This window comes from Pseudomonas arvensis, from assembly GCF_056688935.1.
In genome coordinates, this window is sequence record NZ_CP162038.1 from 3,827,539 (window position 1) to 3,848,683 (window position 21,145).

The 21,145-nt window shown below is 62.0% G+C and carries 23 protein-coding genes; 7 read left to right on the forward strand and 16 right to left on the reverse strand.

All coding sequences use genetic code 11. The features are described from left to right. Positions 1 to 134: 134 nt before the first annotated feature. The 3 genes from AB3G88_RS17075 to AB3G88_RS17085 all read left to right on the forward strand — a co-directional run bounded on the left by AB3G88_RS17075 (position 135) and on the right by AB3G88_RS17085 (position 3,239). Complete coding sequence (locus AB3G88_RS17075) at positions 135 to 1,598, forward strand: aldehyde dehydrogenase family protein (RefSeq protein ID WP_480450856.1); 1,464 nt, start codon at positions 135 to 137, stop codon at positions 1,596 to 1,598. A gap of 157 nt (positions 1,599 to 1,755) precedes the next feature. Beyond that, on the forward strand, positions 1,756 to 2,670 hold the full coding sequence (locus tag AB3G88_RS17080) for an Ssp4 family T6SS effector (RefSeq protein ID WP_480450858.1): 915 nt from the start codon (positions 1,756 to 1,758) through the stop codon (positions 2,668 to 2,670). Next, complete coding sequence (locus AB3G88_RS17085; protein ID WP_480450861.1) at positions 2,667 to 3,239, forward strand: hypothetical protein; 573 nt, start codon at positions 2,667 to 2,669, stop codon at positions 3,237 to 3,239. The genes AB3G88_RS17080 and AB3G88_RS17085 overlap by 4 nt, the downstream gene beginning before the upstream one ends. Positions 3,240 to 3,306: 67 nt before the next feature. Here AB3G88_RS17085 and AB3G88_RS17090 read toward each other — a convergent pair whose 3' ends face one another. Then, a complete protein-coding gene (locus AB3G88_RS17090) occupies positions 3,307 to 3,795 on the reverse strand; it encodes an Hcp family type VI secretion system effector (RefSeq protein ID WP_480450862.1) in 489 nt (162 codons plus the stop codon). A gap of 183 nt (positions 3,796 to 3,978) precedes the next feature. Between AB3G88_RS17090 and AB3G88_RS17095 the strand changes: the two genes are divergently transcribed. Further along, on the forward strand, positions 3,979 to 4,893 hold the full coding sequence (locus AB3G88_RS17095) for an Ssp4 family T6SS effector (RefSeq protein WP_480450865.1): 915 nt from the start codon (positions 3,979 to 3,981) through the stop codon (positions 4,891 to 4,893). Continuing rightward, complete coding sequence (locus AB3G88_RS17100; RefSeq protein ID WP_256592885.1) at positions 4,890 to 5,375, forward strand: hypothetical protein; 486 nt, start codon at positions 4,890 to 4,892, stop codon at positions 5,373 to 5,375. Before AB3G88_RS17095 ends, AB3G88_RS17100 begins: the two co-directional genes overlap by 4 nt. 128 nt (positions 5,376 to 5,503) lie before the next feature. On the opposite strand, the gene AB3G88_RS17105 is transcribed toward AB3G88_RS17100, so the two are convergent. From AB3G88_RS17105 to AB3G88_RS17130, 6 genes are read right to left on the reverse strand one after another with little or no spacing between them, the layout of a single operon-like run. Next, positions 5,504 to 5,929, reverse strand: a complete 426-nt coding sequence (locus AB3G88_RS17105; RefSeq protein ID WP_480450868.1) for a RidA family protein — start codon at positions 5,927 to 5,929, stop codon at positions 5,504 to 5,506. A gap of 11 nt (positions 5,930 to 5,940) precedes the next feature. Next, a complete protein-coding gene (locus AB3G88_RS17110) occupies positions 5,941 to 7,524 on the reverse strand; it encodes a flavin monoamine oxidase family protein (RefSeq protein ID WP_191946443.1) in 1,584 nt (527 codons plus the stop codon). 12 nt (positions 7,525 to 7,536) lie between these two features. Beyond that, positions 7,537 to 8,460 (reverse strand): ABC transporter substrate-binding protein, encoded by a 924-nt coding sequence (locus tag AB3G88_RS17115; protein ID WP_099586549.1) that lies wholly within the window; start codon positions 8,458 to 8,460, stop codon positions 7,537 to 7,539. Between the two features lie 18 nt (positions 8,461 to 8,478). Beyond that, positions 8,479 to 9,252: an amino acid ABC transporter ATP-binding protein gene (locus tag AB3G88_RS17120; RefSeq protein WP_480450871.1), complete on the reverse strand. Its 774-nt coding sequence runs from the start codon at positions 9,250 to 9,252 to the stop codon at positions 8,479 to 8,481. After that, positions 9,245 to 10,210, reverse strand: a complete 966-nt coding sequence (locus AB3G88_RS17125) for an amino acid ABC transporter permease (protein ID WP_480450873.1) — start codon at positions 10,208 to 10,210, stop codon at positions 9,245 to 9,247. Before AB3G88_RS17125 ends, AB3G88_RS17120 begins: the two co-directional genes overlap by 8 nt. Positions 10,211 to 10,226: 16 nt before the next feature. After that, complete coding sequence (locus tag AB3G88_RS17130) at positions 10,227 to 12,620, reverse strand: TonB-dependent receptor plug domain-containing protein (protein WP_480450875.1); 2,394 nt, start codon at positions 12,618 to 12,620, stop codon at positions 10,227 to 10,229. Positions 12,621 to 13,202: 582 nt separating this feature from the next. Between AB3G88_RS17130 and AB3G88_RS17135 the strand changes: the two genes are divergently transcribed. Both AB3G88_RS17135 and AB3G88_RS17140 read left to right on the forward strand, forming a co-directional pair. Further along, positions 13,203 to 13,487 (forward strand): type II toxin-antitoxin system TacA family antitoxin, encoded by a 285-nt coding sequence (locus tag AB3G88_RS17135; protein WP_099586545.1) that lies wholly within the window; start codon positions 13,203 to 13,205, stop codon positions 13,485 to 13,487. Next, positions 13,445 to 13,966, forward strand: a complete 522-nt coding sequence (locus AB3G88_RS17140; RefSeq protein WP_480450877.1) for a GNAT family N-acetyltransferase — start codon at positions 13,445 to 13,447, stop codon at positions 13,964 to 13,966. Before AB3G88_RS17135 ends, AB3G88_RS17140 begins: the two co-directional genes overlap by 43 nt. 279 nt (positions 13,967 to 14,245) lie before the next feature. On the opposite strand, the gene gspD is transcribed toward AB3G88_RS17140, so the two are convergent. Genes gspD through gspG form a run of 9 tightly spaced genes read right to left on the reverse strand, consistent with a single transcriptional unit; the run spans position 14,246 to position 21,134 of the window. Further along, complete coding sequence (gspD, locus tag AB3G88_RS17145; RefSeq protein ID WP_480450879.1) at positions 14,246 to 16,456, reverse strand: type II secretion system secretin GspD; 2,211 nt, start codon at positions 16,454 to 16,456, stop codon at positions 14,246 to 14,248. Beyond that, positions 16,453 to 16,977, reverse strand: a complete 525-nt coding sequence (locus tag AB3G88_RS17150; RefSeq protein ID WP_099586542.1) for a general secretion pathway protein GspN — start codon at positions 16,975 to 16,977, stop codon at positions 16,453 to 16,455. The genes gspD and AB3G88_RS17150 overlap by 4 nt, the downstream gene beginning before the upstream one ends. Then, the gene (gene gspM / locus AB3G88_RS17155; protein ID WP_112196079.1) at positions 16,974 to 17,585 is read right to left on the reverse strand and encodes a type II secretion system protein GspM; all 612 of its coding nucleotides are present in this window, start codon (positions 17,583 to 17,585) and stop codon (positions 16,974 to 16,976) included. The genes AB3G88_RS17150 and gspM overlap by 4 nt, the downstream gene beginning before the upstream one ends. Beyond that, positions 17,560 to 18,579: a PilN domain-containing protein gene (locus AB3G88_RS17160; protein WP_480450882.1), complete on the reverse strand. Its 1,020-nt coding sequence runs from the start codon at positions 18,577 to 18,579 to the stop codon at positions 17,560 to 17,562. The genes gspM and AB3G88_RS17160 overlap by 26 nt, the downstream gene beginning before the upstream one ends. Further along, on the reverse strand, positions 18,576 to 19,301 hold the full coding sequence (locus AB3G88_RS17165) for a general secretion pathway protein GspK (RefSeq protein WP_112196081.1): 726 nt from the start codon (positions 19,299 to 19,301) through the stop codon (positions 18,576 to 18,578). Before AB3G88_RS17165 ends, AB3G88_RS17160 begins: the two co-directional genes overlap by 4 nt. Then, positions 19,298 to 19,927 (reverse strand): prepilin-type N-terminal cleavage/methylation domain-containing protein, encoded by a 630-nt coding sequence (locus AB3G88_RS17170; RefSeq protein WP_480450885.1) that lies wholly within the window; start codon positions 19,925 to 19,927, stop codon positions 19,298 to 19,300. Before AB3G88_RS17170 ends, AB3G88_RS17165 begins: the two co-directional genes overlap by 4 nt. Further along, on the reverse strand, positions 19,924 to 20,286 hold the full coding sequence (locus AB3G88_RS17175; RefSeq protein WP_099586538.1) for a prepilin-type N-terminal cleavage/methylation domain-containing protein: 363 nt from the start codon (positions 20,284 to 20,286) through the stop codon (positions 19,924 to 19,926). Before AB3G88_RS17175 ends, AB3G88_RS17170 begins: the two co-directional genes overlap by 4 nt. After that, positions 20,283 to 20,714, reverse strand: coding sequence for a type II secretion system protein (locus AB3G88_RS17180; protein WP_112196083.1), 432 nt, complete (start codon positions 20,712 to 20,714; stop codon positions 20,283 to 20,285). The genes AB3G88_RS17175 and AB3G88_RS17180 overlap by 4 nt, the downstream gene beginning before the upstream one ends. Before the next feature lie 3 nt (positions 20,715 to 20,717). Then, complete coding sequence (gene gspG, locus AB3G88_RS17185) at positions 20,718 to 21,134, reverse strand: type II secretion system major pseudopilin GspG (RefSeq protein ID WP_095185610.1); 417 nt, start codon at positions 21,132 to 21,134, stop codon at positions 20,718 to 20,720. Positions 21,135 to 21,145: the final 11 nt, after the last annotated feature.

Here is a 21,145-nt window from a genome sequence, read left to right on the forward strand (position 1 = left end):
GCCCGCGAGATTCAGCAGATTATCCCTTGCAGCGTTGAATAACGGCATCTTAGGGCAGGTGCCTTTTGTTAGCTTATCCAGACACAGGGCCGTGCTGTTCGCAGTGCCTATTACCGCTCCAGGGAGCCAGTTGGATGACCACACACCCTTCGAACAGCTACAGCATTGACCCGCACACGTCCCGGCAGTTTTACATCGACGGGCGCTGGCTTCCCCCTGCCATTGCGGCCAGCCTGCCGGTGGTCAACCCGGCCACCGAGGAAGTGGTTGGCCACGTCGCGCGCGGGTCGGCCGAGGATGTCGACCGCGCCGTCGCCGCTGCACGCGCTGCGTTTGCCGGTTGGTCCACGACCCTGCCTGAAACAAGAGCGCAGGTGCTGGGGAACATCCACGCGCTGATCCTTGAGCGCCAAGAGCAACTGGCCCAGGCGCTGTCCCTGGAAATGGGCGCTGCCATTGGTTTTGCCCGGGCGATGCAAGTGCCGCTGGCGGCCGAGCACGTGCGGGTCGCCCGTGACCTGCTGTCCAGCTATCGCTTCCAGACGGTTGAAGGCGGCACCGCCATCGAGCGCGAACCCATCGGCGTGTGCGGCCTGATCACACCGTGGAACTGGCCGCTGTATCAGATCACCGCAAAAGTCGCCCCCGCCCTCGCCGCCGGCTGCACCGTGGTGCTGAAACCCAGCGAACTGTCGCCGTTGAGCGCCCTGCTGTTTGCCCAACTGGTGCACGACGCGGGCCTGCCGCCGGGCGTGTTCAACCTGGTCAACGGCAGCGGTGCCGAGGTGGGCGCTGCCATGGCGGCCCATGCGGATATCGACATGATTTCAATCACCGGTTCCAACCGCGCCGGCGCGCTGGTGGCCCAGGCGGCGGCGCCTACGGTCAAGCGCGTGACCCAGGAGCTGGGCGGCAAGTCTCCGAACGTGCTGCTACCCGACGCCGACTTCGCCAAGGCCGTGCCGCTGGGGGTGCTGTCGGCGTTTCGCAACGTCGGCCAATCGTGCAGCGCGCCGACGCGCATGATCGTGCCAAGAAACCGCCTGGCCGAAGTCGAAGCCCTGGCGGCGGCCACCGCCAATGCACTGATCGTGGGCGACCCGAATTCGCAAGATACGCAACTGGGCCCGATTGCCAACGAAGCCCAATTCAATCGCGTCCAGACCCTGATCCACGCCGGCCTCGACGAGGGCGCCAAACTGGTGTGCGGCGGGCCTGGACGGGTGGCGGGGTTCGACAAGGGTTTCTACACCCGGCCGACGGTTTTCTCCGAAGTGGACAGCGCCATGCGCATCGCCCAGGAAGAAATATTCGGCCCAGTGCTGTGCATCATCGCCTATGAAACGCTGGATGAAGCCGTCGCCATCGCCAACGACACGGTCTACGGACTGGGCGCTCACGTCCAGGCCCAGGACCTGACACAGGCACGTGCCGTGGCATCGCGCATTCGCGCCGGGCAAGTGCACCTGAACTACCCCGCGTGGAACCCGATGGCGCCGTTTGGTGGCTACAAGCGCTCGGGCAATGGTCGGGAATACGGCGTCCATGGGTTTGAGGAATACCTGGAAACCAAGGCCATTGTCGGGTTTGGTGAGTAAACCACCGAGGGAGCGTCGCAACGGCGCTCCCTTTACTTGGCGGTAAGCCGTCAGACCGGTTCGAGAAGTGGCCGTCTCGAAAAGGCGAAACGTCCGACATTAATTTTCTCCACGACATCATTACCCTCTCGACTCCCGCACACTCCGGAGTTAAGGAATGACCGCCGCCCTGTTCAAGGATGGATTCCCATCAGCCCACCGCACCACACGCCAACACATTGAAAACAGCCTCGACCTGCGGCGATTGTTCTTCGCCATAGACGCCGACCCGGCGTTGATCGGTGCGGGGGTGGTGTATATCGATGGGGATTTCAACGTGGTGGTATTGCGTGAGTTCCAGGCGATTTGCAGGGTGCAGCCGATCAAGCTGGTGCTGCGGGAAGCGCCGAGGTATGTGGGGCCGGTGGAGTTCAAGCGGATGTTGGAGCATGAGCCTCGGGAGTCGAGGTTGGTGAGTGAAGCGTTGAATACGGCGGTGACGTGTGCGGGGGCGATACTGAGTTGGCTAGTGGTCTGGAGCGGAGTTGCGTTTATGCCATTCACTACGGGGGCAAGTGTGGTGATTTCCTTCGTCGGCAAAGCAGCTGCTGTGGCCAGCTCTGCGCAATGTCTTATCGGATTAGGCAGAACCAGTGTTGAAGCATTCAGCCCGCAGACTATTGATCGTCTCAACAGCGAGGATTGGTATCAAGCCGCAGTCGCTGTACTGGACGGCATCGCATTGCTGGGAGTCGCTACATCTGCCTTAACGACAGTAAAAACTATCAATCTAAGTACGAAAGTAACGGGAAAACCCATTCAGCAAGTGTTGAGAGGACTTACCCGGCAAGAAAGAGTAAAGCTGAATGATGCACTGCTCAGAATCCAGGACCCGCGACTGACAACGAAACTGCTTAAACTAAAACAAGCCGCAGGAACCACCAGCAAACGCATCAGTGCGGCACAAATAAAACAAGCCACCATCAATCACATAAGAGATTCATTGGCTGCGACCTCAGGGTTCATGAGCAGCGCGATGTCAGGCAATGTTCGTACGCTCACTGTCGGTCTCTACGAGGAGTTCGATCAATGAAAAAGCAAAGAGCGCTAAAGGCTCTGGAGAAGTTGGGCCATGACACCAGCGTTAGCTTGCCTGACTGGAAAACGATGAGTGGAAAGGATCTTTTCTACTCTATTTTTTATATAGAAGATCCACGACCGTGGCGCAAACGTTACATGCCAGTCATCGGAGGGTGGATGCTTGCCGGGTGTTTTAGCATTGCCCTGACTGGCGTCCTGATAATGGTTACCTATCTTTCAGGAGCCCCAGAAGCTTCTACGTTGCGTAATTGGTTTTTTGGTGGAGTAGCGATAAGCGCGGTGTTTTCCATTGCGCAAATTGAAGTGCTCTACGGCCGTATCCACTGGGTCTGGATAAACGTCGCGATCTACATCCTCTGCCTGCTGGTCTCCCTGCCTGCCATCTTCTGGCGCCCCAACACCTATCTGTACGCACTGGCCCTGCTCTGCCCACTTGTCGGCCTGCTCATTCTCAACAGCAAACGCTGCCGCGAACTACGACACAAATCTCTCGAACTGCGCCACAAACGCCAAACCATCATCGCAACTATGAAACAACAGGGTCGCTGGAAATGGTGGTGATCTTTCTACCGCACCCATTGAAACAGCGCTGTCGACAACAACAGCGCTCTCCCTGAGGCTCACCTACTCAAGCTTTGACGTTCTGCCGAATATTCCAGCCAAACTTCACAGCCCCGCCGTCCTTGGTGCCGTCCGCCTTCTGCGGCTGATAGCTAACGTCGACGGTGGCGAAGTTCAACGCGATGCTGTCGTACAACACATCATCGGCCGTTTCAGCACGGGTGCTGTAGGACACCACCATGACTTCCTTCAAGGTGATCACCAGGTACTCCACAGGGCTGGCTCCACCGGCCTTGCGCACCACCAACTTGGCTTCGGGGTAATGCTTGCCGGTGGCGAAGGCCATCATCAGGTTGGGGCTGGATTTATCCAGGGGTTTGGTCAGGTTCAGGTTGGCAAAGTCGGCCTTGCCCGAGCCGCCTCCCGTACCGGAATGCATCGAGCCGGTTTGCGACAAACCCCAGCCCCAGTTGGTGATGTCGATCTCGTCACGATGAGCTTGGTCCCGCGATTCGCCCTTGATATCGCCCAGTTTCAAAAACATATCGACTGCCATGTTGGCTCCTTGTCCTGTGGTACGTCGCAAGTGACGTGGGGCGCACTTTTCCTCAATCGGGAGCGGGCTTACAAGACGTCAAAACCGCTTCAGGAAGTGCCCGACTGCAAATGGCGAAGCTTCCGACATTCATCTCAGTTGCAGCGTCTTTACTCTCTCAGCTCCCAAAAAAGGAGTTAAGGAATGACCGTCGCCCTGTTCAAGGATGGATTCCCGTCAGCCCACCGCACCACACACCAACACATTGAAAACAGCCTCGACCTGCGGCGATTGTTCTTCGCCATAGACGCCGACCCGGCGTTGATCGGTGCGGGGGTGGTGTATATCGATGGGGATTTCAACGTGGTGGTATTGCGTGAGTTCCAGGCGATTTGCCGGGTGCAGCCGATCAAGCTGGTGCTGCGGGAAGCGCCGAGGTATATGGGGCCGGTGGAGTTCAAGCGGATGTTGGAGCATGAGCCTCGGGAGTCGGAATGGGCAGCGGAGGCCTTGAGGACGGCGGTGACGTGTACCGGGGCGCTGTTGAGTTGGCATGTTATTTACAGCGGAATCGCCTTGATGCCTTTTACGGGTGGCGCAAGTGTTGTTATCTCATTCATTGGCACTGCAGCAGCAGTAGCGGGGTTGTTCCAGTGCGCCGCCGGAGTCTATCGAACGGTAAACGAAGTTTGGGATCCGCAGATGAATGACGACCTGGACAGTACTGCTTGGTACGAAGGAATGATGGCAGCTTTGGATGCTGTGTCTTTACTTGGTGTCGCCTCTTCTGCCGTAACGACGGTGAAAGTAATCAACCTGTCCAAGCGCGTCACAGGTAAACCACTACGAGAAGTATTGCGCGGGCTGAGTCGACAGGAACGAGCAAAATTAACGAATGAACTCCTGCGAATCCAAGACCCGCGCCTGACACCCAAGCTCCTCAAGCTCAAGCAAGCCGCACGTAACGCGCCAAAACGCATTCCAGCAACACAGATAAAACCAATCATCGCGACCCATCGCAAAGATTCCATTGCAGCAGCACTGGGCCTCGCCAGCAGCGGTATGTCCGGAAACACCAAGACGCTGGCCATCGGTATCTACGAAGAGTTCAGCGAATGAAGAACCGCCAGGAGCCCCTTTACCTTATAGATCCTCGTCCTCTTTGGGCTCGTCACAGACTGGCGTTGTTTGGCGGTTTAATAGCCTTGTGCGTTTCGATTGCCAGCACCGCCACGCTGATGAATCTCACCTACTTCGCCCACGCATCCGATGAACTGACCCGTGATGCGTTCTTCATCACAGGCGGGATTGCGTGTGTGCTATTCGGCGTCGCGCAGAGCTTGGTCCTTCACGGTTATCCACGATGGGTGTGGCTTCAGGTTGGTGTGTTCATCATCGACTTGCTGCTCGTAATGCCAACAATTCTATACAGCCCCGATCACCTCCTTTTTACCCTTGCCTTACTAAGTCCGTTGATCGGGCTTCTATGCCTGAACAGCAAACGCCAGCGACAAATGCGCCGAGAGATGTTGGAAATCAGGCATAAACGCAAGGGCGTTATCGCGACTCTGAAACAACAGGGCCGCTGGAAATGGTGGTAATCCTCAAGCCGCCACACTTCGTGCCGCCGTATGCCGCTTCACCGGCACCGGCAGCCCCAGGTGCCCGCTCACCACAGAGTGATGATTCAGCCTTTGATGTTTGTGTAGATATCCATGTCCCACAGTTTTTAATCGGCTGTACGGGCCGCGATGGCTTCGACTTCCACCAGCGCACCAGGCAAGGGCAACGCGACGACTTGCAACGCCGTACGCGCCGGTTTGTTCGGCTGCTCCGGCGTACCGAAGAACTGCGTATACCCGCGCTGCAACCCGGCGAAATCCAGCTTGCCGTCGGTCTCTTCGGCGCCGACCAGAAACACCCGCAACTGCACGATGTCGCCCAGGTCCAGGTCTTGCTGGCGCAGGATCTGGCGCAGCTTGTTGAACACCGAAACCGTCTGCGCTTCGGTGTTGCCAAACACCCCTGGAACCGTTGGATCAGCCAGGTCCGGCAAGGTCCCGCTGACGAAAACCAGGCTGGCGGACGCCGGTACGGTGACGGTCTGCGAGATCGGGAAATCGCCGACGCTGGTGCGTTGAATACTGTCGTTCATGGTGTGTCTCCTTAAGAGGCGGCGAGTGCCGCGACCTGTCGTTGTTGGGTAACGCGTTCGGCCAGTTGCGCGATCACATGCCGCGCCGAGTTGGCCGCCGATTCCTGCCAGATGCCAACCCCGCTTTGCACCAGGCCATCACCGGCGAAATACACGCGGCCGTGGCCGGCTTCGAGCAGGCTGCTGGCGTCGGCCGGGAAGTGTTCGCGTTGCAGCCATGGGCCCTCGCTGAAGGGGATCTGTTCCCAGGTCACCGCCAGGGGGTGGCGCAGGTGTTTGGAGTAGCCGGGGTGCAGCAGCTCCACGGCTTCCTTGGACGCGGCGTACTGCTCGGCGAAGGGTTTGGCACCAAATACATCGGCGCCCTCGCCCGTCACGTAGCCCGCCACCAGCAGGCCCTCGCGGGTGTTGAGGTCGTTACTCGGGTACCACAGCAGGCGCGCCGGATGCTCGATCCACGACAGGCCGCCGTAGGTGCGGTAGTCGGTTTCCCAGAAGCGCGGGGATTGCCACGCCACTTTGGTTGCCTGGTCGCTGCGGGTGCTGCGCAGCGCGGCTTTGATCGGGTCGCTGAAGTCAGTGTCGAGTTTGGCCAGCAGCGGCAACGGCAGGGTCGAGATCAGATAATCGGCACGCACCACCTGTTCGCGGCCGCTGTGCCGGTCGTGATAGGTCACCGCTACGCCGTCTTCCAATTGACGGATCTGGCGGACCACGGCACCTGGCTGCACATGGTCACGCACGCGCTGGTAGAAGGCGTCGGTGATGCGGTCCATGCCGCCGACCGGTTGGAACATGGTCGCCGAAAACTCCGGAAACTCGGTGTGCAGCAACGCGCCCCACAGCTCCGGGTGCAGCAGTTGATCCAGCGACAACGGGCTGCGACTGGCGGGCAAGGCGCCCGGGTGTGCGGGAGACTCAAGGTGCCCCGAACGGATCGTGCCCTCGAAGGCCAATTCCTGGGACAAGTCGCCATACACCCGCAAAAACGCCAGCAACCGCGTGCGCTCCTCAACACTCAGCACATCATCGAGGGCATCACGCTGCACCGCTTTGGCCAGCAAACCGGACAAGTGCCCGCGCGCATCGTTGATCGCCTGGCCGACGCTGAACGCCGGCTGTTGCACATCGGGCCGCACTTGCGCGCCATGGCTGCTGTTGACCAGCACTTCCAGGGGTACGCCCAGTTCGCTGCAATAGTCGAGGATCGTACGGTGCTGGCTGGGGATTCGTGCAGGACCTGCGTTGAAGTAATGCCCCTGGTCGAACGCCGCCGTTTGCGTACGACCATCCTTGTAGTCCACGCGGTCGCCATGGCGCAGGGTCCAGGTGCGCCCGCCGACCCGCTCGCGGGCCTCCAGTACCTGCACGTCAAACCCGGCGCGGATCAGCTCCAGGGCACTGACCAGCCCGGCGATCCCGGCGCCCAGCACCAGCACACGGGTGCCCTGCCCCAGGCCTTCCTTCAACTTCAACGGTTGCGGGCGGCGGTGCGATGACGGCCCCAGTCCCAATACCGCCAGTGCATCCTTGACGGCTGTTTCGCCGCCTACCGCCGCAATGCTCGACAGCGCTTCACGTCGTGTCAGTCCCATGTCGATTGCTCCTTAATCCGGCAGGCCCGGTGGGTTGATCAGCGACTTGTCGACGCGCTCCACGTCCAGGCCCCAGCGTTGCAGCACCTGCTCGTATTGGCCGCCGGCAATCGCGCCTTCCAGGGCGGTGTGGATCGGTTTGACCAGGCCGTTGTCCTTGCGCGTGGTCACGGCAATATCGGCCTGCAACGGCCAGCCACCGTTGACCGTGCCGACACGCTTGATGCCACCGGTGATTGCCGCCGAATAGGCGTAGACCGAGTTAGGCCCGAACAGCGCGTCGCTGCGTCCGGACTGCACCGCCAATTGCGCGGCAGCCTGGTCGTCGAAGTACTGCAACAGCGCGGGCTTGAGGCCGGCCTTTTCGTTTGCTTCGTTCCAGGCCAGCAGGACTTTTTCCTGATTGGTGCCGGAGCCGACGATGATCTTCAGCCCGGCGATGTCCTCGGCCTGTTTGATCTCGGTGATCTTGCTGGTGGCCTTTACGTAAAACCCCAGCACATCCTGGCGATAAGTGGCGAAGTCGAAACGCTTCTTGCGCGCCTCGGTCACGGTGACGTTACTGATCACCGCGTCGTACTTGCCCGAGCTGACGCCCAGGGGCCAATCCTCCCAACTGGTCTGCACCACGTTGAGTTGCAGGCCGAGGCTGTCAGCCACCAGTTGCGCGGTGTCGGCTTCGCTGCCGATGGTGGTCTTGTCATCGCTGGCCAGCAGCGCCAGGGGCGGCCCGGCCACGCCGGACACGGCCACGGTGAACTTGCCCGGCTGGGCGAACTTGAAGCCCGGCGGGATCTGCGCGATAGCCGCCTCGTTGCGCGGCACATGGATGCGCACGCGGTCGGGGCTGAGGTCGACCTGTTGCACGGCAAACGCGCTTTGCGCGGTACTGACGGCAAGCGCCAATAAGGCCACGCGAGCAGTGGTGATAAACATGGGCAGTCACTCCTTGAACTAAAGCACCTTGCCGAGAAAGGCCTGGGTGCGGGGATGTCGGGGTTGGCGGAAGATCTGTTCGGGCGGGCCCTCTTCGATCAATTGGCCGTCGCAGAGAAACACCACGTGGTCGGCCACTTCGCGGGCGAAGCCGATCTCGTGGGTGACGATCACCAGGGTCACGCCCAGTTGGGTCAGGCCCTTGATCACGTCGAGGACTTCACCCACCAGCTCGGGGTCGAGGGCCGACGTGGGCTCGTCGAACAGCAGCACCTTCGGGTCCAGCGCCAGGGCGCGGGCGATGGCGACGCGCTGTTGCTGGCCGCCGGAGAGCTGGCGCGGATAGGCATCGGCCTTGTCCCCCAGGCCGACCTTGGCCAATAGCTCAGCCGCCTTGGCCGGCGCCTCGGCCTTGCTCCAGCGTTTGTGGGCCAAAGGCGCTTCGGCAACGTTTTCCCAGGCGGTGAGGTGCGGGAACAGGTTGAAGTTCTGGAACACGAAACCCACGTCGATGCGACGCTTGAGAATCTCGCGTTCCTTGAGCTCGTACAGCAGGTCGCCCTTGCGCCGATAGCCGACGTATTCACCGTCGATGGTGATGTGGCCGCTGTCGATTTTCTCCAGGTGGTTGATGGTGCGCAGCAAGGTGGACTTGCCGGAGCCGGACGGCCCGAGAATCACCGTGACCTTGCCCGGGTCGATGGTCAGGTCGATGCCCTTGAGCACCTGCTGGCTGCCAAAGCGCTTGCCCACGCCCTGGATCTGGATACGTCCTGCGCGCGCTTCACTCATGGGATTTCTCCTTGAGCCAGCCGCGCAGGCGCTGCAACGGCGTGGGCGGCAACACCCGTGCCGTGCCCCGTGCGAAATGCCGCTCGACGTAATACTGGGCGCTGGTGAGCACGGTGGTGATGATCAGGTACCACACGGTAGCCACGATCAGCAGCGGGATCACCGCCTGGGTGCGGTTGTAGATGACCTGCACGGTGTAGAACAGCTCCGGCAAGGCCAGCACGTAGACGATGGACGTGCCCTTGACCAGGCCGATGATTTCGTTGAACCCCGACGGCAGGATCGAACGCAGCGCCTGGGGCAGGATGACCCGGAAGATGCGTCGTGATACGGGCAAGCCCAGGGCTGCCGCCGCTTCATGCTGGCCGGCGTCGACACCGATCAGGCCGCCGCGAATGATCTCCGCCGCGTAGGCTGCCTGCATCAGGCTCAAACCGAGGACCGCCGTGGTGAACTGGCTGAGCACGTCCACCGTCGACCACTCGGCAAACACCACGCCCGTGAACGGCACGCCGAGCACGATGTGGTCATACAGGTAGGCAAAGTTGTACAGGATGATCAGCACCAGCAACGCCGGCATCGAACGGAAAAACCAGATGTAGCCCCAGGCCAGTGCCGCCAGCAGCGGCGAGCCCGACAGCCGCGCCAGGGCCAGCGCCGTGCCGAGGATCACGCTGAACACCGTGCTCAGCAGCGTCAGCAACAACGTCTGCCCCAGCCCGCGCAGCACCGACGGCGAGAAGAACCACTGGCCGAACACGCCCCACTCCCAACGCGGGTTGGTGGCCAGGGAATGCGCAATGGCGAGCAGCACCAGCGCAGCAAAGATCGACCCGGCCCAACGCCACGGATGGCGGGCGGGCACCACTTGCAGGGCTTTGATCGGTGTGGCGACACGGGCCTGGCGAACCACGCGGGGTGGGTCAATCAGGTCATAGGGTTTGGCGACGATAGGCATGGTGTATTCCTCGGCCTCAGAAGGCATAGGTCAAGCGGGTGTAGTAGTACCCGCCGGTGAATCCGTAGGGCGAATAAGTGCCGTAGCTGCTGACCATGGTGCTGCTGGGCACGCCTTGTTTCTTGGGGTAGACGTCGAACAGGTTCTTGGCGCCGATGGCCACGTTGAGGTCTTTGGTGAGGTTGTAGCCAAGGTCGAGATCGGTGATCCACTTGGCCGCGTAGACCCGGTCGAGGCTGCGGTCGGCAGAGACGTTGACCTCTTTGTAGGCGCCGTAGCGGGTCAAGGCCAGGTTGAGGTTGAAGCGGCCGAAGCTCCAGTCACCGCCCAGGATCAGCTTGGTGCTGGGCTGCACGCCGGTGATCAGGTTGCGTGCCTGGCGATCCATCAGGTCGTAGGACGTGCCCAGGATCGTGGTGGATTCCTTGTAGTTGAGGATTTTGGTCTGGTTCCAGTTGAACGCTGCGGTCCACTTCAGCGCGCCGTATTGGCCCAGGTCCTGGCTGTAGTTACCGACCAGATCGAGGCCTTTGGTGCGGGTGTCGGCGCCGTTGATAAAGTACTGGCCGCCGGAGGTGGAGGTGATGCCGTTGCCTTGCAGCACCTGGGTAATTTCCGGGCCGAGCAAGGTGCCGGTCAGGGTGATGCGGTCACGCAGGTTGATCACGTAGGCGTCGGCGGTGAAGCTCAGGCGGTCGGTGGGCGTGAGGGTGAAACCGAGGCTGAAGTTGGTCGAGCGCTCGGGCTTCAGATCCTGGGCGCCCAGGGCCTGGGCCGCCGCCGAACCGGTGGGCAGCACGCCGTAGTTGATTGACTGATACACCCCGTCCACCACGCCATAGGTGGTGGAACGCGCACTGAACAGGCTGTTGGCCAGGGACGGCGCACGGAAGCCATTGCTTACCGTGGCACGCACCGCGAATTGCGGTGTGAAATCGTAGCGGGTGGTCAACTTGCCGCTGCGGGTGGCGCCGACGCCCTGGTTGTAATGCTCGTAGCGAAACGCGGTGCCCACGTACCAGTCCGGCACCGGGTTGAAACCCACGTCGACGTAGCTGGCCAGGCTGTTGCGCGAGGCACTGCTTTCTTCATCCGGTGAAATGCCGTTGGTGACCTGCGCCCCGCTTGAGGCGCAATTGCCCGGCGCCACGCAGTAGCCACCGTTGGCGTAGGACTCGTAGTCACCGGCCTGCACTTCATAGGTATCGCGCCGATGCTCGAAGCCATAGCTCACATCCAGCGGCTTTTGCAGGCCGATATCGAAGCCGCGCTTGAAGTCGAGGTTGGTGGTCAGCTCGGTGCTGATCCAGGTACCGGAGGTAAAGCTGTTCGGCGTGGCCTCGCCCAACGACGGGTTCTGGTTATGGGTGGTGCCCTGCTCCGCTTCGTTGCGCCCGTAAGTGGTGGACAAATCCCAGTCCCACTCGCCGACGGTGCCTTTGCCGCCGAACGCGGCCTGGAAGTCGTCTTCGTCGATGTACCAGGTCGGCGTGTAGCCGCCGGGGTAGCCATTGGGCCCGGTGGTGATGGTGTTGGTGATGGTCGGCAGGCGGAAATTCTGCCCCTGCTCGGCCTTGCGCCGCGAATAGGTGGTGAACGAATACAGGCTCAAATCGTCGTCGATCGGCAGCTCGGCGTTGTAGCCCAGGGTCAGCAGGTTGGTCTTCGGCGTGCCGTACCCGCCATAGGTGGAACGCCCCGCCTGCTCATAGGCTTGGGCATAGGTGTAGCCGTTGGCGCTGGCCTTGTTGTCATCGTTCTGGCTGCGCGCATCCAGTGCCAGTTGCACGATGCCGCCGTTGCCGATTTCAAAACCCTTGTTGAGGCTTTGTTGCACGGTCTGCTTTTTGCCGTCGTAGCCAAGGCCCGCGTTGGTCACCGACGTGCCGCTGGTATCGGCCTTGAGGATCACGTTGATCACCCCGGCAATGGCGTCGGAGCCGTACTGCGCGGCGGCGCCGTCGCGCAGCACTTCCACATGGTCGATGGCGCTGATGGGGATCAGGTCCAGGTCGGCCGGCGCGGCGCCAGTGTTGATGCCGTTGATGTTCAACGTGGCCGCGGAGTGGCGACGTTTGCCATTGACCAGCACCAGCACTTCGGCGGCACTCATGCCCCGCAGGTTGGGAGCGCGGGCAATGCCGCTGGCGTCCCAACCGGTTTTTTCCGGCAGGGTGAGCGATGGGATCACCGCGCTCAACGCCTCCATCAAACCGGGCTTGCCGGTGCTTTGCAGTTGCTTGGCGCTGACCACATCAATCGGCACCGGGCTGCTGGTGACCGTGCGCTGCTCGGCGCCACGGTTGCCGGTGACCACCACGGTGGACAGGGTGCTGTCGTCCTGGGCGTGGGCGGCGTTGGCCAGGACGGCCAGTGTCAGGAGGGTGGTGGGTTTCAGCGTTTGTTTCATGGGCGTGCCTGTCTTTCCAAATCGCGAAGTCGGGCACTCACGCGGCGGGGCGCGGTGCTCGGTTTTTTTGGGCGTGTTGCGGCGATTTGGGGTTAGGGCGAGTGCGGGGGTTGAATTGGCAACATACGTTGAACTCCCTTCCAACGATTCTGCTGCGGGGGATGATCACCCGGTTATGGCGCGCAGAATCTTGATTACGCTGGGTACCATCCGAGGTCAGGGGTAGGCTGTTGCGATCAAACATAACGGAATGGGTTGGGGAAATATAATGCTGTTTTGGTATAAGCTAATATTCTCTAATTTTATTATTTTTTATATTTTTCATTCATTTAAATAATGTTTTTTTGGGATCCAGCATGATCAACAACGCATTGAAGGGAGAATTCCATCAGGAAAAGGCAATGAGTTTATGGAGAATTGCTGCGTTTTCGGCGGATTGAAAGCGCAGTTGAACGTCTATTTGACACGCAGAAACGTATATCCAACAGATATACGCGTATAGACATAAGATACACAGGCACCTTACTATCCACCCGAGGAGGCTAAGACCTGAAAACAACCCTTCCAAGGTGGGAACCCAGCATGGCTGCAATTATTGAAAAACCCAAACCCGTTCCGATCAACATGAGAGCGGACGAAAGAAAGCGCAACCTGATCGATCTGGCGGCGGCCCTGTCCGGTCGGGATCGGACCAGCTTCATTCTGGAGGCTGCTTGCCAAAAAGCAGAAGAAGTCATCCTGGATAAGCGTCTGTTCCTTCTTGACGACGTCGCATTTGACGCATTCGAACAGGCCATGGATGCCAACCCGATACGAGGTAACGAATGCCTGCATCAACTTCTCGAAAGACCCAAAAGGTGGAGCTGAGGGCCCCCGAAAAGCTGAACGGCGAACACATCCTGGATCAATTCGATTCAGGTGAACGGTCGATCGACGATTACCTGCACAGGCAGGCGCGTAAGGCTCAGGCAGCCAAACAAGCTGTGGTTTACGTCGTCTGCCGCAAGGACACCTCGATTGTCATGGGGTATTACACGCTCTCGAGTGGTTCCATCGCCCGCGCGAATATCGCCCCGAAGAACCATCAACGCAATTCGCCAAGCGTTCATCCTGTAACCCTGCTGGGGCGCATGGGTATTACTCAAGCGGCTCAAGGCCAGGGCTATGCCATCGACCTGCTGCAGGACGCCATTGAGCGCGCCATCAGCGCCTCGAATGCCATCGGGTCCAGCGCACTGATTGTTCATCCACTGAACGAGCGCCTTTCGAGCTTTTATACCAAGTACGCAGGGTTCATACCGTGCCCAGGGCTATCGCCGATTACGTTGATGTTGCCGCTTCGCTAGCCAATGACATTGCCATCGCAACATAGGTCTCTAAGCAACTTCATCAGGATAATCCGTAGATAGCCGTTACCGCAGCAACGGATATGTACTCGGTCAGATCCAACATTCTGGTCGGCTGTCAGGCCGCCATCGGGGGCAAGCCCCCTCCCACATTTAGCTCGCGGGGTGCCAGTTAGATAGTCGCCAGCGCCCTCGCCACCGGTTACTTCTCGCCCGCTCTATCTCTTGCATGACTGGCATCAGGGCAAGCCCCCCTCCCATCGTCTCAATTGCATTCCTTCAGTTTTTCGCCGGCTTCAACAGCTGCATCTGCTGCCGATAATCATCCGTCACCTGCCTGGCCTGGCTGCTGCTGGTAATCACTCTAGGTGTAATCAAAACGATCAGTTCGGTCCGATCCTTGGACTTGCTGGTATTCCCAAACAACCACCGCAACCCAGGAATCTTGCCCAGATACGGCACCGCACTCACCGACTCCGCGTTGTCCTGCTTGATCAACCCCCCCAACAACACCGTCTGCCCACTCTGCACCGCCACCTGGGTCGACACCGAGCGCGTGGAGATACGCGGGTTCGTCGGCGTATCGCTGCCAGTGGACGCCTGGTCCTGTGCATCACTGACCTGTTGTTGAATATCCATGTACACCAACCCACCCGGATTGATCCTCGGCACTACATCCAGGATCACCCCGGTCTGCACATATTCAACACTGCTCAACGTGGTGTCTGAAGTACCGGTATTCACAGTGGTCTGGCTGATGGGAATGTTGTCCCCCACCTGAATCTGCGCCGGCTGGTTGTTCATCACCACCAGCGACGGCGCCGACAGCACCTGGGTGCGGCCATTGGTTTCCAGGGCATGCAGCGCCACTTGCAGGTTGGAGCTGACGAAGGAATAGAACAACGAATCCGCCGCCCCCAACCCGGCCCCGCCACCGCCCAGTGCACCTTGGCTGCCGGAGGCGTTGGCCACGGTGGTGCTGGTGGAATTGCCCGCCAGGCGTCCCAGGTACCACTGCACGCCGAGGTCCAGTTCACCGCTGAGTTTGACCTCAAGAATGCGCGTCTCGATCTGCACTTGCAGCGGCGGATTGTCGAGGCGTTTGATCGCCGATTCGATCTCTTTCCACTGCACCGGACGGGTGCGCACCAGCAGTTGGTTACTGCTTTTCTGCGCGGTAATGCGCGTGCCGGCGTCGAGGCTTTTGGCCGGGGCGCCTTCGGTGGTTTGCGGTTCGGCGCTGTCTTCGGCTTCGGGCTCCTGCGCTTCGTCATCGACCACCGGCTGGGTGGTATTCAGCCCACCCGGGGCGCTGCCGGACGTGCTATTGGTGCCCGGCGACGACAAGGTCGCGGTGCGCAAACCGGGGGCGACCTTGGCCGGGGTGTCGTCCTTGATCGCGCCGCTGCCGTAGATCTGCCGCAAGTACTTGGCGAGGTCGCTGGCCTTCATATTGCGCACGTCGTACACGTACATCTGCGGCTCGTTGCCGCCGCCTTCGTCGATGGTGTGAATCCAGTCGCCGACTTCACTCAAGTATTGCGGTTGCGAAGAAATCGCTACCACCGAGTTGGTGCGCTCGATCGGCAGGAATCGCACCATGCCCGCCAACGGCATGCCGCTGTCGGGGCCGAACATCTTTTGCAGTTCGGGCATCAACTCGGCCACCGAGGCCCGTTGCAGGCCGAACACGCCGACGGACATGCCTTTGAGCCAATCCACGTCAAAGGTGTCGATGGTGTCCTGGTAGTTGGCCAGTTCCTCGGGGGTACCGGCCAGGCTCAGCACATTGCGCGCCGGGTCCACCAGCAAGAATGCATTTTCCCGGGCGAACGGCTTGAGCAGTTTCTGCATTTCAGTGGCAGAGATGTAGCGCAGTGGAAACAGCCGCGCCGACAGGCCGCTGGACGGTTGCGACACACGCATTTCCGGCACTAGCTTGCCCGCCACCGCCTGGTTGGCCGGCAGGATCACATAACGACTGCCCTGCTTGATCATCGCGTTGTCGGTCCAGGACAGCAGGGTTTCCAGAATCGACAATGCCTGCTGTTTGTTCACCGGTTTGGAGGTGGAGAAGCTGACGTTGCCCTTCACGCCCTGGGCGATGCTGTAGTTCTCGTGCAGCAGATCGCCCATCACGCTGTTGATCACCGCTTCAATCGGCTGGTCGGCAAAGTTGAACACGATGTCGCCACCGCCCTCCTCCTTCGCAGACGCCGCCGCAACCGGTTGGCGCACGAACTGCTGGTTGCCGCGAATCAGTTGGCGCTGAGGCGGCGTTTTTGCCTGGGACTGGCCGTTGTCGACCGGGGTTTGTTCACTGGCCGGGTCCACGGGCGGACGTTGTGAGCCGGTGCCCTGCATCGCTTCGTGCAGCAGGGCCTCGTCCGGGTCGAGGTGCTCGGGGAATGTCCCGCAGCCACCGAGGGCGACGGCGGTGGCCAGGCAAAATGCGGTGGTGCGCAAGGCGCCAGGGAAAGTATCGATCAAGGGGTGGACTCGTGAGGAAGGGTAATCGGCGGTGTGCTGGACGGCGGCGGCAAACGCAGGGCCCGCAGGCTCAAGGTCTGGCTGCGGCCGTCAAGTACGAAACGGGCGTCGCGGGGGGTCAGGTGTTCCAGGCGCCAGCCGTTGGGCAGGGTCTGGTCCTGGTGGACTTTCAAGGGTGGGCCGTCGGCGCGCTTGAGCAACGCCACGCGCAGGTCTCCGTCGAGGACGATACCAGTCAGCGTGAGGCTCGACAGGCTGGAGACAGCGCCTTGGCCCACCGCGCGGTCGGGGCTGCGGTCGGGGCTGAACAACGGCGCCTGCCACGTACCGGCCAGGCTGTCCAGGGTCGCGCTCGGGGCCACCAGCACCTTGGCCGAGGCATTGGCGCGGCTATCGGGCGCGGGCGGCGGTAACCACTGCGGCGCGTCGCCGAGGCTGCTGAGGATGCCGGCCATGAGCACACCCAACAGCCCGGCCACGCCGATCAAACCCCATTCCAGGGGACGCAAGGTGCTGATCATCGGCGCACCTGCGCGGCGGCGGCCGGTTGCAGGTAGCCGCGCACCAACAGGTGCACCACCAGCTTGCCGGCGCCGCCACTGGCGGGGGCGTTCGGGGCGCGGCGGATGCTCATTTCATCGACAAACAGAAACGGCCGCTGGTACTCCAGCTCATGCAGGATCGCGGTCAAGGGCTCGATGGCGCAGTTGAGGGTCAGGCTGACTTTGACTTGGCGATAGGGCTCGGCATCGTCTTGCTCAGGGGTGATGGGCATGCGCTGGGTCAGGCTGCAGCCGCCACCGAGGCCGGCGCGGCTGTTGATCAGGTCGGCGATGCGCTGCATCAAGTCGGCGGCCACGGCGCTGGGGTCATCGCCGGGCAACAGGCTGGTGCTGCTGGCCGGGTCCTGGCGCGCTTCTTCGAGTTGCTGGCGCAGGCTGTCGCCCTGGCGCAACACGCCGGCGTAGCGCTGTTGCTGTTCGCGCAGTTGCTCGGCCTGTTCGCCCAAGGTGCGCAACGGGCCGGCAAACCAGCTGTCGATCAACAGCCAATAGGCGGCGCCGAGCACCAGCGCGAGGGCGATCAACGCGGCGCCACGGCGTTCACGGGGTGTCAGTGGTCGGCGCATCGGCGGCCTCCTGGTGCAGGTGGGCGCGCAAGGAAAACTGATCCTTGCCGGTCTGCGCATCGGGTTGGATCACCCCTTCGAACTGGGCGTTTTCCAGGCTGCGGCAGTTCTTGATGCGGGTGATCAACGCGCTGGCCTTGGCGCTTTGCCCGGAGAAGGACACGTCGGCGCCGTCGTTGACTTCCAACTGGTCGATCCAGGTGTCGGGCGGCAGGCAGGCGGTCAGCTCGCTGAGCAGCGCGGCCAGGGGCGGCTGCGCGGCCTTGCGGCGGATCAAGTACTGCGCGGCGCCGCGGGTATTGAGCAGTTGCTGGCGCAGGGCCTGGACTTCGGCGACCTGGGCGCGCTGGGACTGCACGCTGTGTTGCATGGCGTCGAGTACGCGCTGGCGATCGTTGAGCCACAGCAGCATGGCGGCAATCAGCAAGGCGCCGCACAGCCACGGCAGGCTGCGTTGCAGGCCCTTGCCCGCCGGGCGCTGGCGCGGACGCAACGGCGCCGGCAGCAGATCGATGCCCATGGGCACGCCCGCGCTGTCGCAGACATCCACGGCGTGGGGTTGCAAGCCAAGGGCCGCGCAGTCGTCGAGGATCTGGTCCAGGCGCTCGCGCAGGATTGCCACCAGCGTCACCTGCAGATGGGTGGCTGTGCGGCGTTCCTGACGGGCGACAAAGTACAGCTGGGCGGCGTCGAACGGGGTGAAGCGGTCCAGTTCATAGCCGACCACCGTCGACAGGTTGCGCGCGGCGGCCACCGGCAATTGCAGGCTCTGCACCAGCACCGCGTCTGGTGCCAGCAACAACACCTGGCGTGCCTCGCCAGGGAGCTTTTGCACAGGCGCAGTGACCGGCCATGGGTAGACGCGCTCGGGCATGTCATGGGGCAATAACCAGCCAGGCAGGCAGCCACGCAGCTCCTTGAGCCACAGGTCCCAGCCCTGTTGCAACAGGCTGCCTTGCCAACGCTGCACGGCGGGCTCCAGGTATTTATTCATTCTTGCCAACGTAGGACTCGATAAGGTTGTGCGCTGCCTTGCGCGGGGCTCAATAACACCGTGGCTTGCAGCTCGGCGTGGTAACCGCCGGGGCGTTGGGCGCGGCTGCTGACCACCAGCACATCACCGGGGTCGGCACCCACCGCGCTGGCGTGTGGCAGGTTGAGGGCGTGGCGCATCAACGGGCTGGCGAAGGCCGGGTCGGGCCGGTCCAGGCCACTCCACAGGCTGATTTCCGGCACCAGCGCGCTGTACAGCGCCTGGGTCATGCCCGGCAACTGCCGGACTTCTTCCACCACCCGAAACGGCGCCAGGCCTTGGTTGCGGCGCATCTCCAAGTCCCTGGCCAATTGCTTGGCCTGGGCCTGGGTGGCACCGCAGGCCAGGGCCAGGCGAGCAAAATCGCCCACCTCGGCGCTGTTGAGGTACAACTTGCCGCGCTCGCTGCGCAGACTTACGTGCAACTGCGCGTCGTCAAACACCAGCGGGATTTCACGCCCGTCGGCAATCCATTGCTTGCGCTGCGACGGGTCGGCCACGGCTTGCATCGCCAGCGCCACGCCCGCCTCTGCCGCCAGCACCGCCTGGGTATGCTGGCGATGCCACGCGGCCTGGCGGGTTTCCAACTGCACCCAGCCGGCCAATCCGCCGAGCAACAGGCTGAGCAAGGCCAGCACCCACAGCACCAGCAACAGCGCCACACCGCGTTGATGCCTGATCATTCGGGCGCCCCGCCGGACAGGTTCAAGCGCAAGGCCACCACCTGGGTCACCCACGGCACCGGACCGTTGACCCGGGCGGCAATCCGCACCGCGTAGGGCAGGCGCTTGGGCCACGGCCACGCGCTGATCCAGCCGGTGGCCTGCCCCTTGGGCGACAGGCCGCGATAGCTCAATTGCAGGTCTTCGACGCCCCTGAGCAACACCTGTGGCTCGCTGCGCGAGGCCGGTACGCTGACTTGCGCCAGGGACTCAAACCGGGCGAACGCCACCTGCAAATCACGCAGCGCCTCGGGCCCGGTCAGTTGCAGGGTGAAACGCTGAATGCCGCCGCCGAGCACACCGGGCAGGGTCGCGACAAACTGCATGCGCTGCGGCTCGCCTGTGAAAAAACCATCGACCTGGCTGTCGTCCTCGGTCACATCCAGCGGTAACGCCTCGCTGATGGCGGTGCGCAAAAACTGCTGGGCGGCACGCATTTCGTCCAGGCTGACCGTGTAACGCTGGGCCTTGAGCACCGCGCGATTGGCACCGAGCAACGCGCCGCCAACCAACGTCAGCAACACCCCCAGCAGGCTGAGCACAATCATGACTTCGAGCAGGGTAAAACCCTGCTGGCGAGGCTTCACAAACCGGCCCCGGCAGCACGCAGTTTCAAGGTGCTGAACTGCGCCTGGCGCGGGCCTTCGCTGACGCTCAGGTCCAGGCGAAACAGGTGCGCCTGGCCGATGCGGCTCGGCTGTTGGGCAATGCGCAGTTGCCAGGCGACGCCGTCCATTTCGCCCTGGCGCGTGCCGCTCGCCAGCGGGCCCGTGCCCTCCTGATCCATCACGCTCAAGGCCGCATGGGTGAGGCGGTCGCTATGGGCCACCTGCAATAGCGAGCGTGCACTTTGGCCAAAGGCGACCAGCAGCACCGTGCTACAGATCGCCATCAGCGTCAGCGCGGCGAGCATTTCCAGCAGGGTGAAACCGCGCTGGTGCTTCATGGCAGGGCCCTGGACTGGACGCTGCCGGTCAGCCAGCCAATATCGATGCGCCAACGCCGGCTGCCGTTGGCCAGCAGCAGGTTGCCGCCGGTGGAGCTGCCATCGGGATAGAAATCCACTGCCGAGCCCGCTTGCTCGGCGGTGTGCAGGGTCACTTGCAAACCGGCCGGCCAGTGCTGTTTCGGGCGACCGGGCGCCTGGACGCTCAAGTTGCGCAAATCGAAAACGGTACTTTCCGTGGTGCCACTGACAATCGCCCGCGCCCGCGTGCTGCGCAGCGCCTCGACGATCTGCCCCACCGCCTGGCGCTCTTTCGCTGCGCGCAGACCTTGTTGCAGGCCAAACCCGACCAACCCGGCCGCGATGCTGATCAAGACGATCACCACCAGCATCTCCAGCAGGGTAAAGCCGCGTTGGGCGCTGGCCATGGGTTATTCCCAGTTGCCCAGGTCGGCGCTGTAGCCTTCGCCGCCGGGTTGGCCGTCCTGGCCGTAGAAGATCAGGTCGAACGCGCCGTGCTCGCCGGGGAAGCGATAGCCGAAGGCATGGCCGAACGGGTCCTTGAGGTCCGACGGCTTGGCGTATGGCCCGGCCCAACCGGCGCTGTTGCCGGGTTTTTCGACCAGCTGCTGCAGGGTCTTGGGCGGTGAGCCGACATCCAGCCCGTAGCTTTCGATTTTCATCGACAGGCTGGCCAGTTGCGCTTTGCCCGCGCCGTATTTGCCCTTGTCGACGTTACCGCCGACCTGGCGCACCACAATGGTCGCGACGATGCCCAGCAGCACGATGACGGCAAGCATTTCCAACAGGGTGAAACCGCTTTGGCGGCGTGCAGGTTTTGAGCGCATGGGGGTGGGTC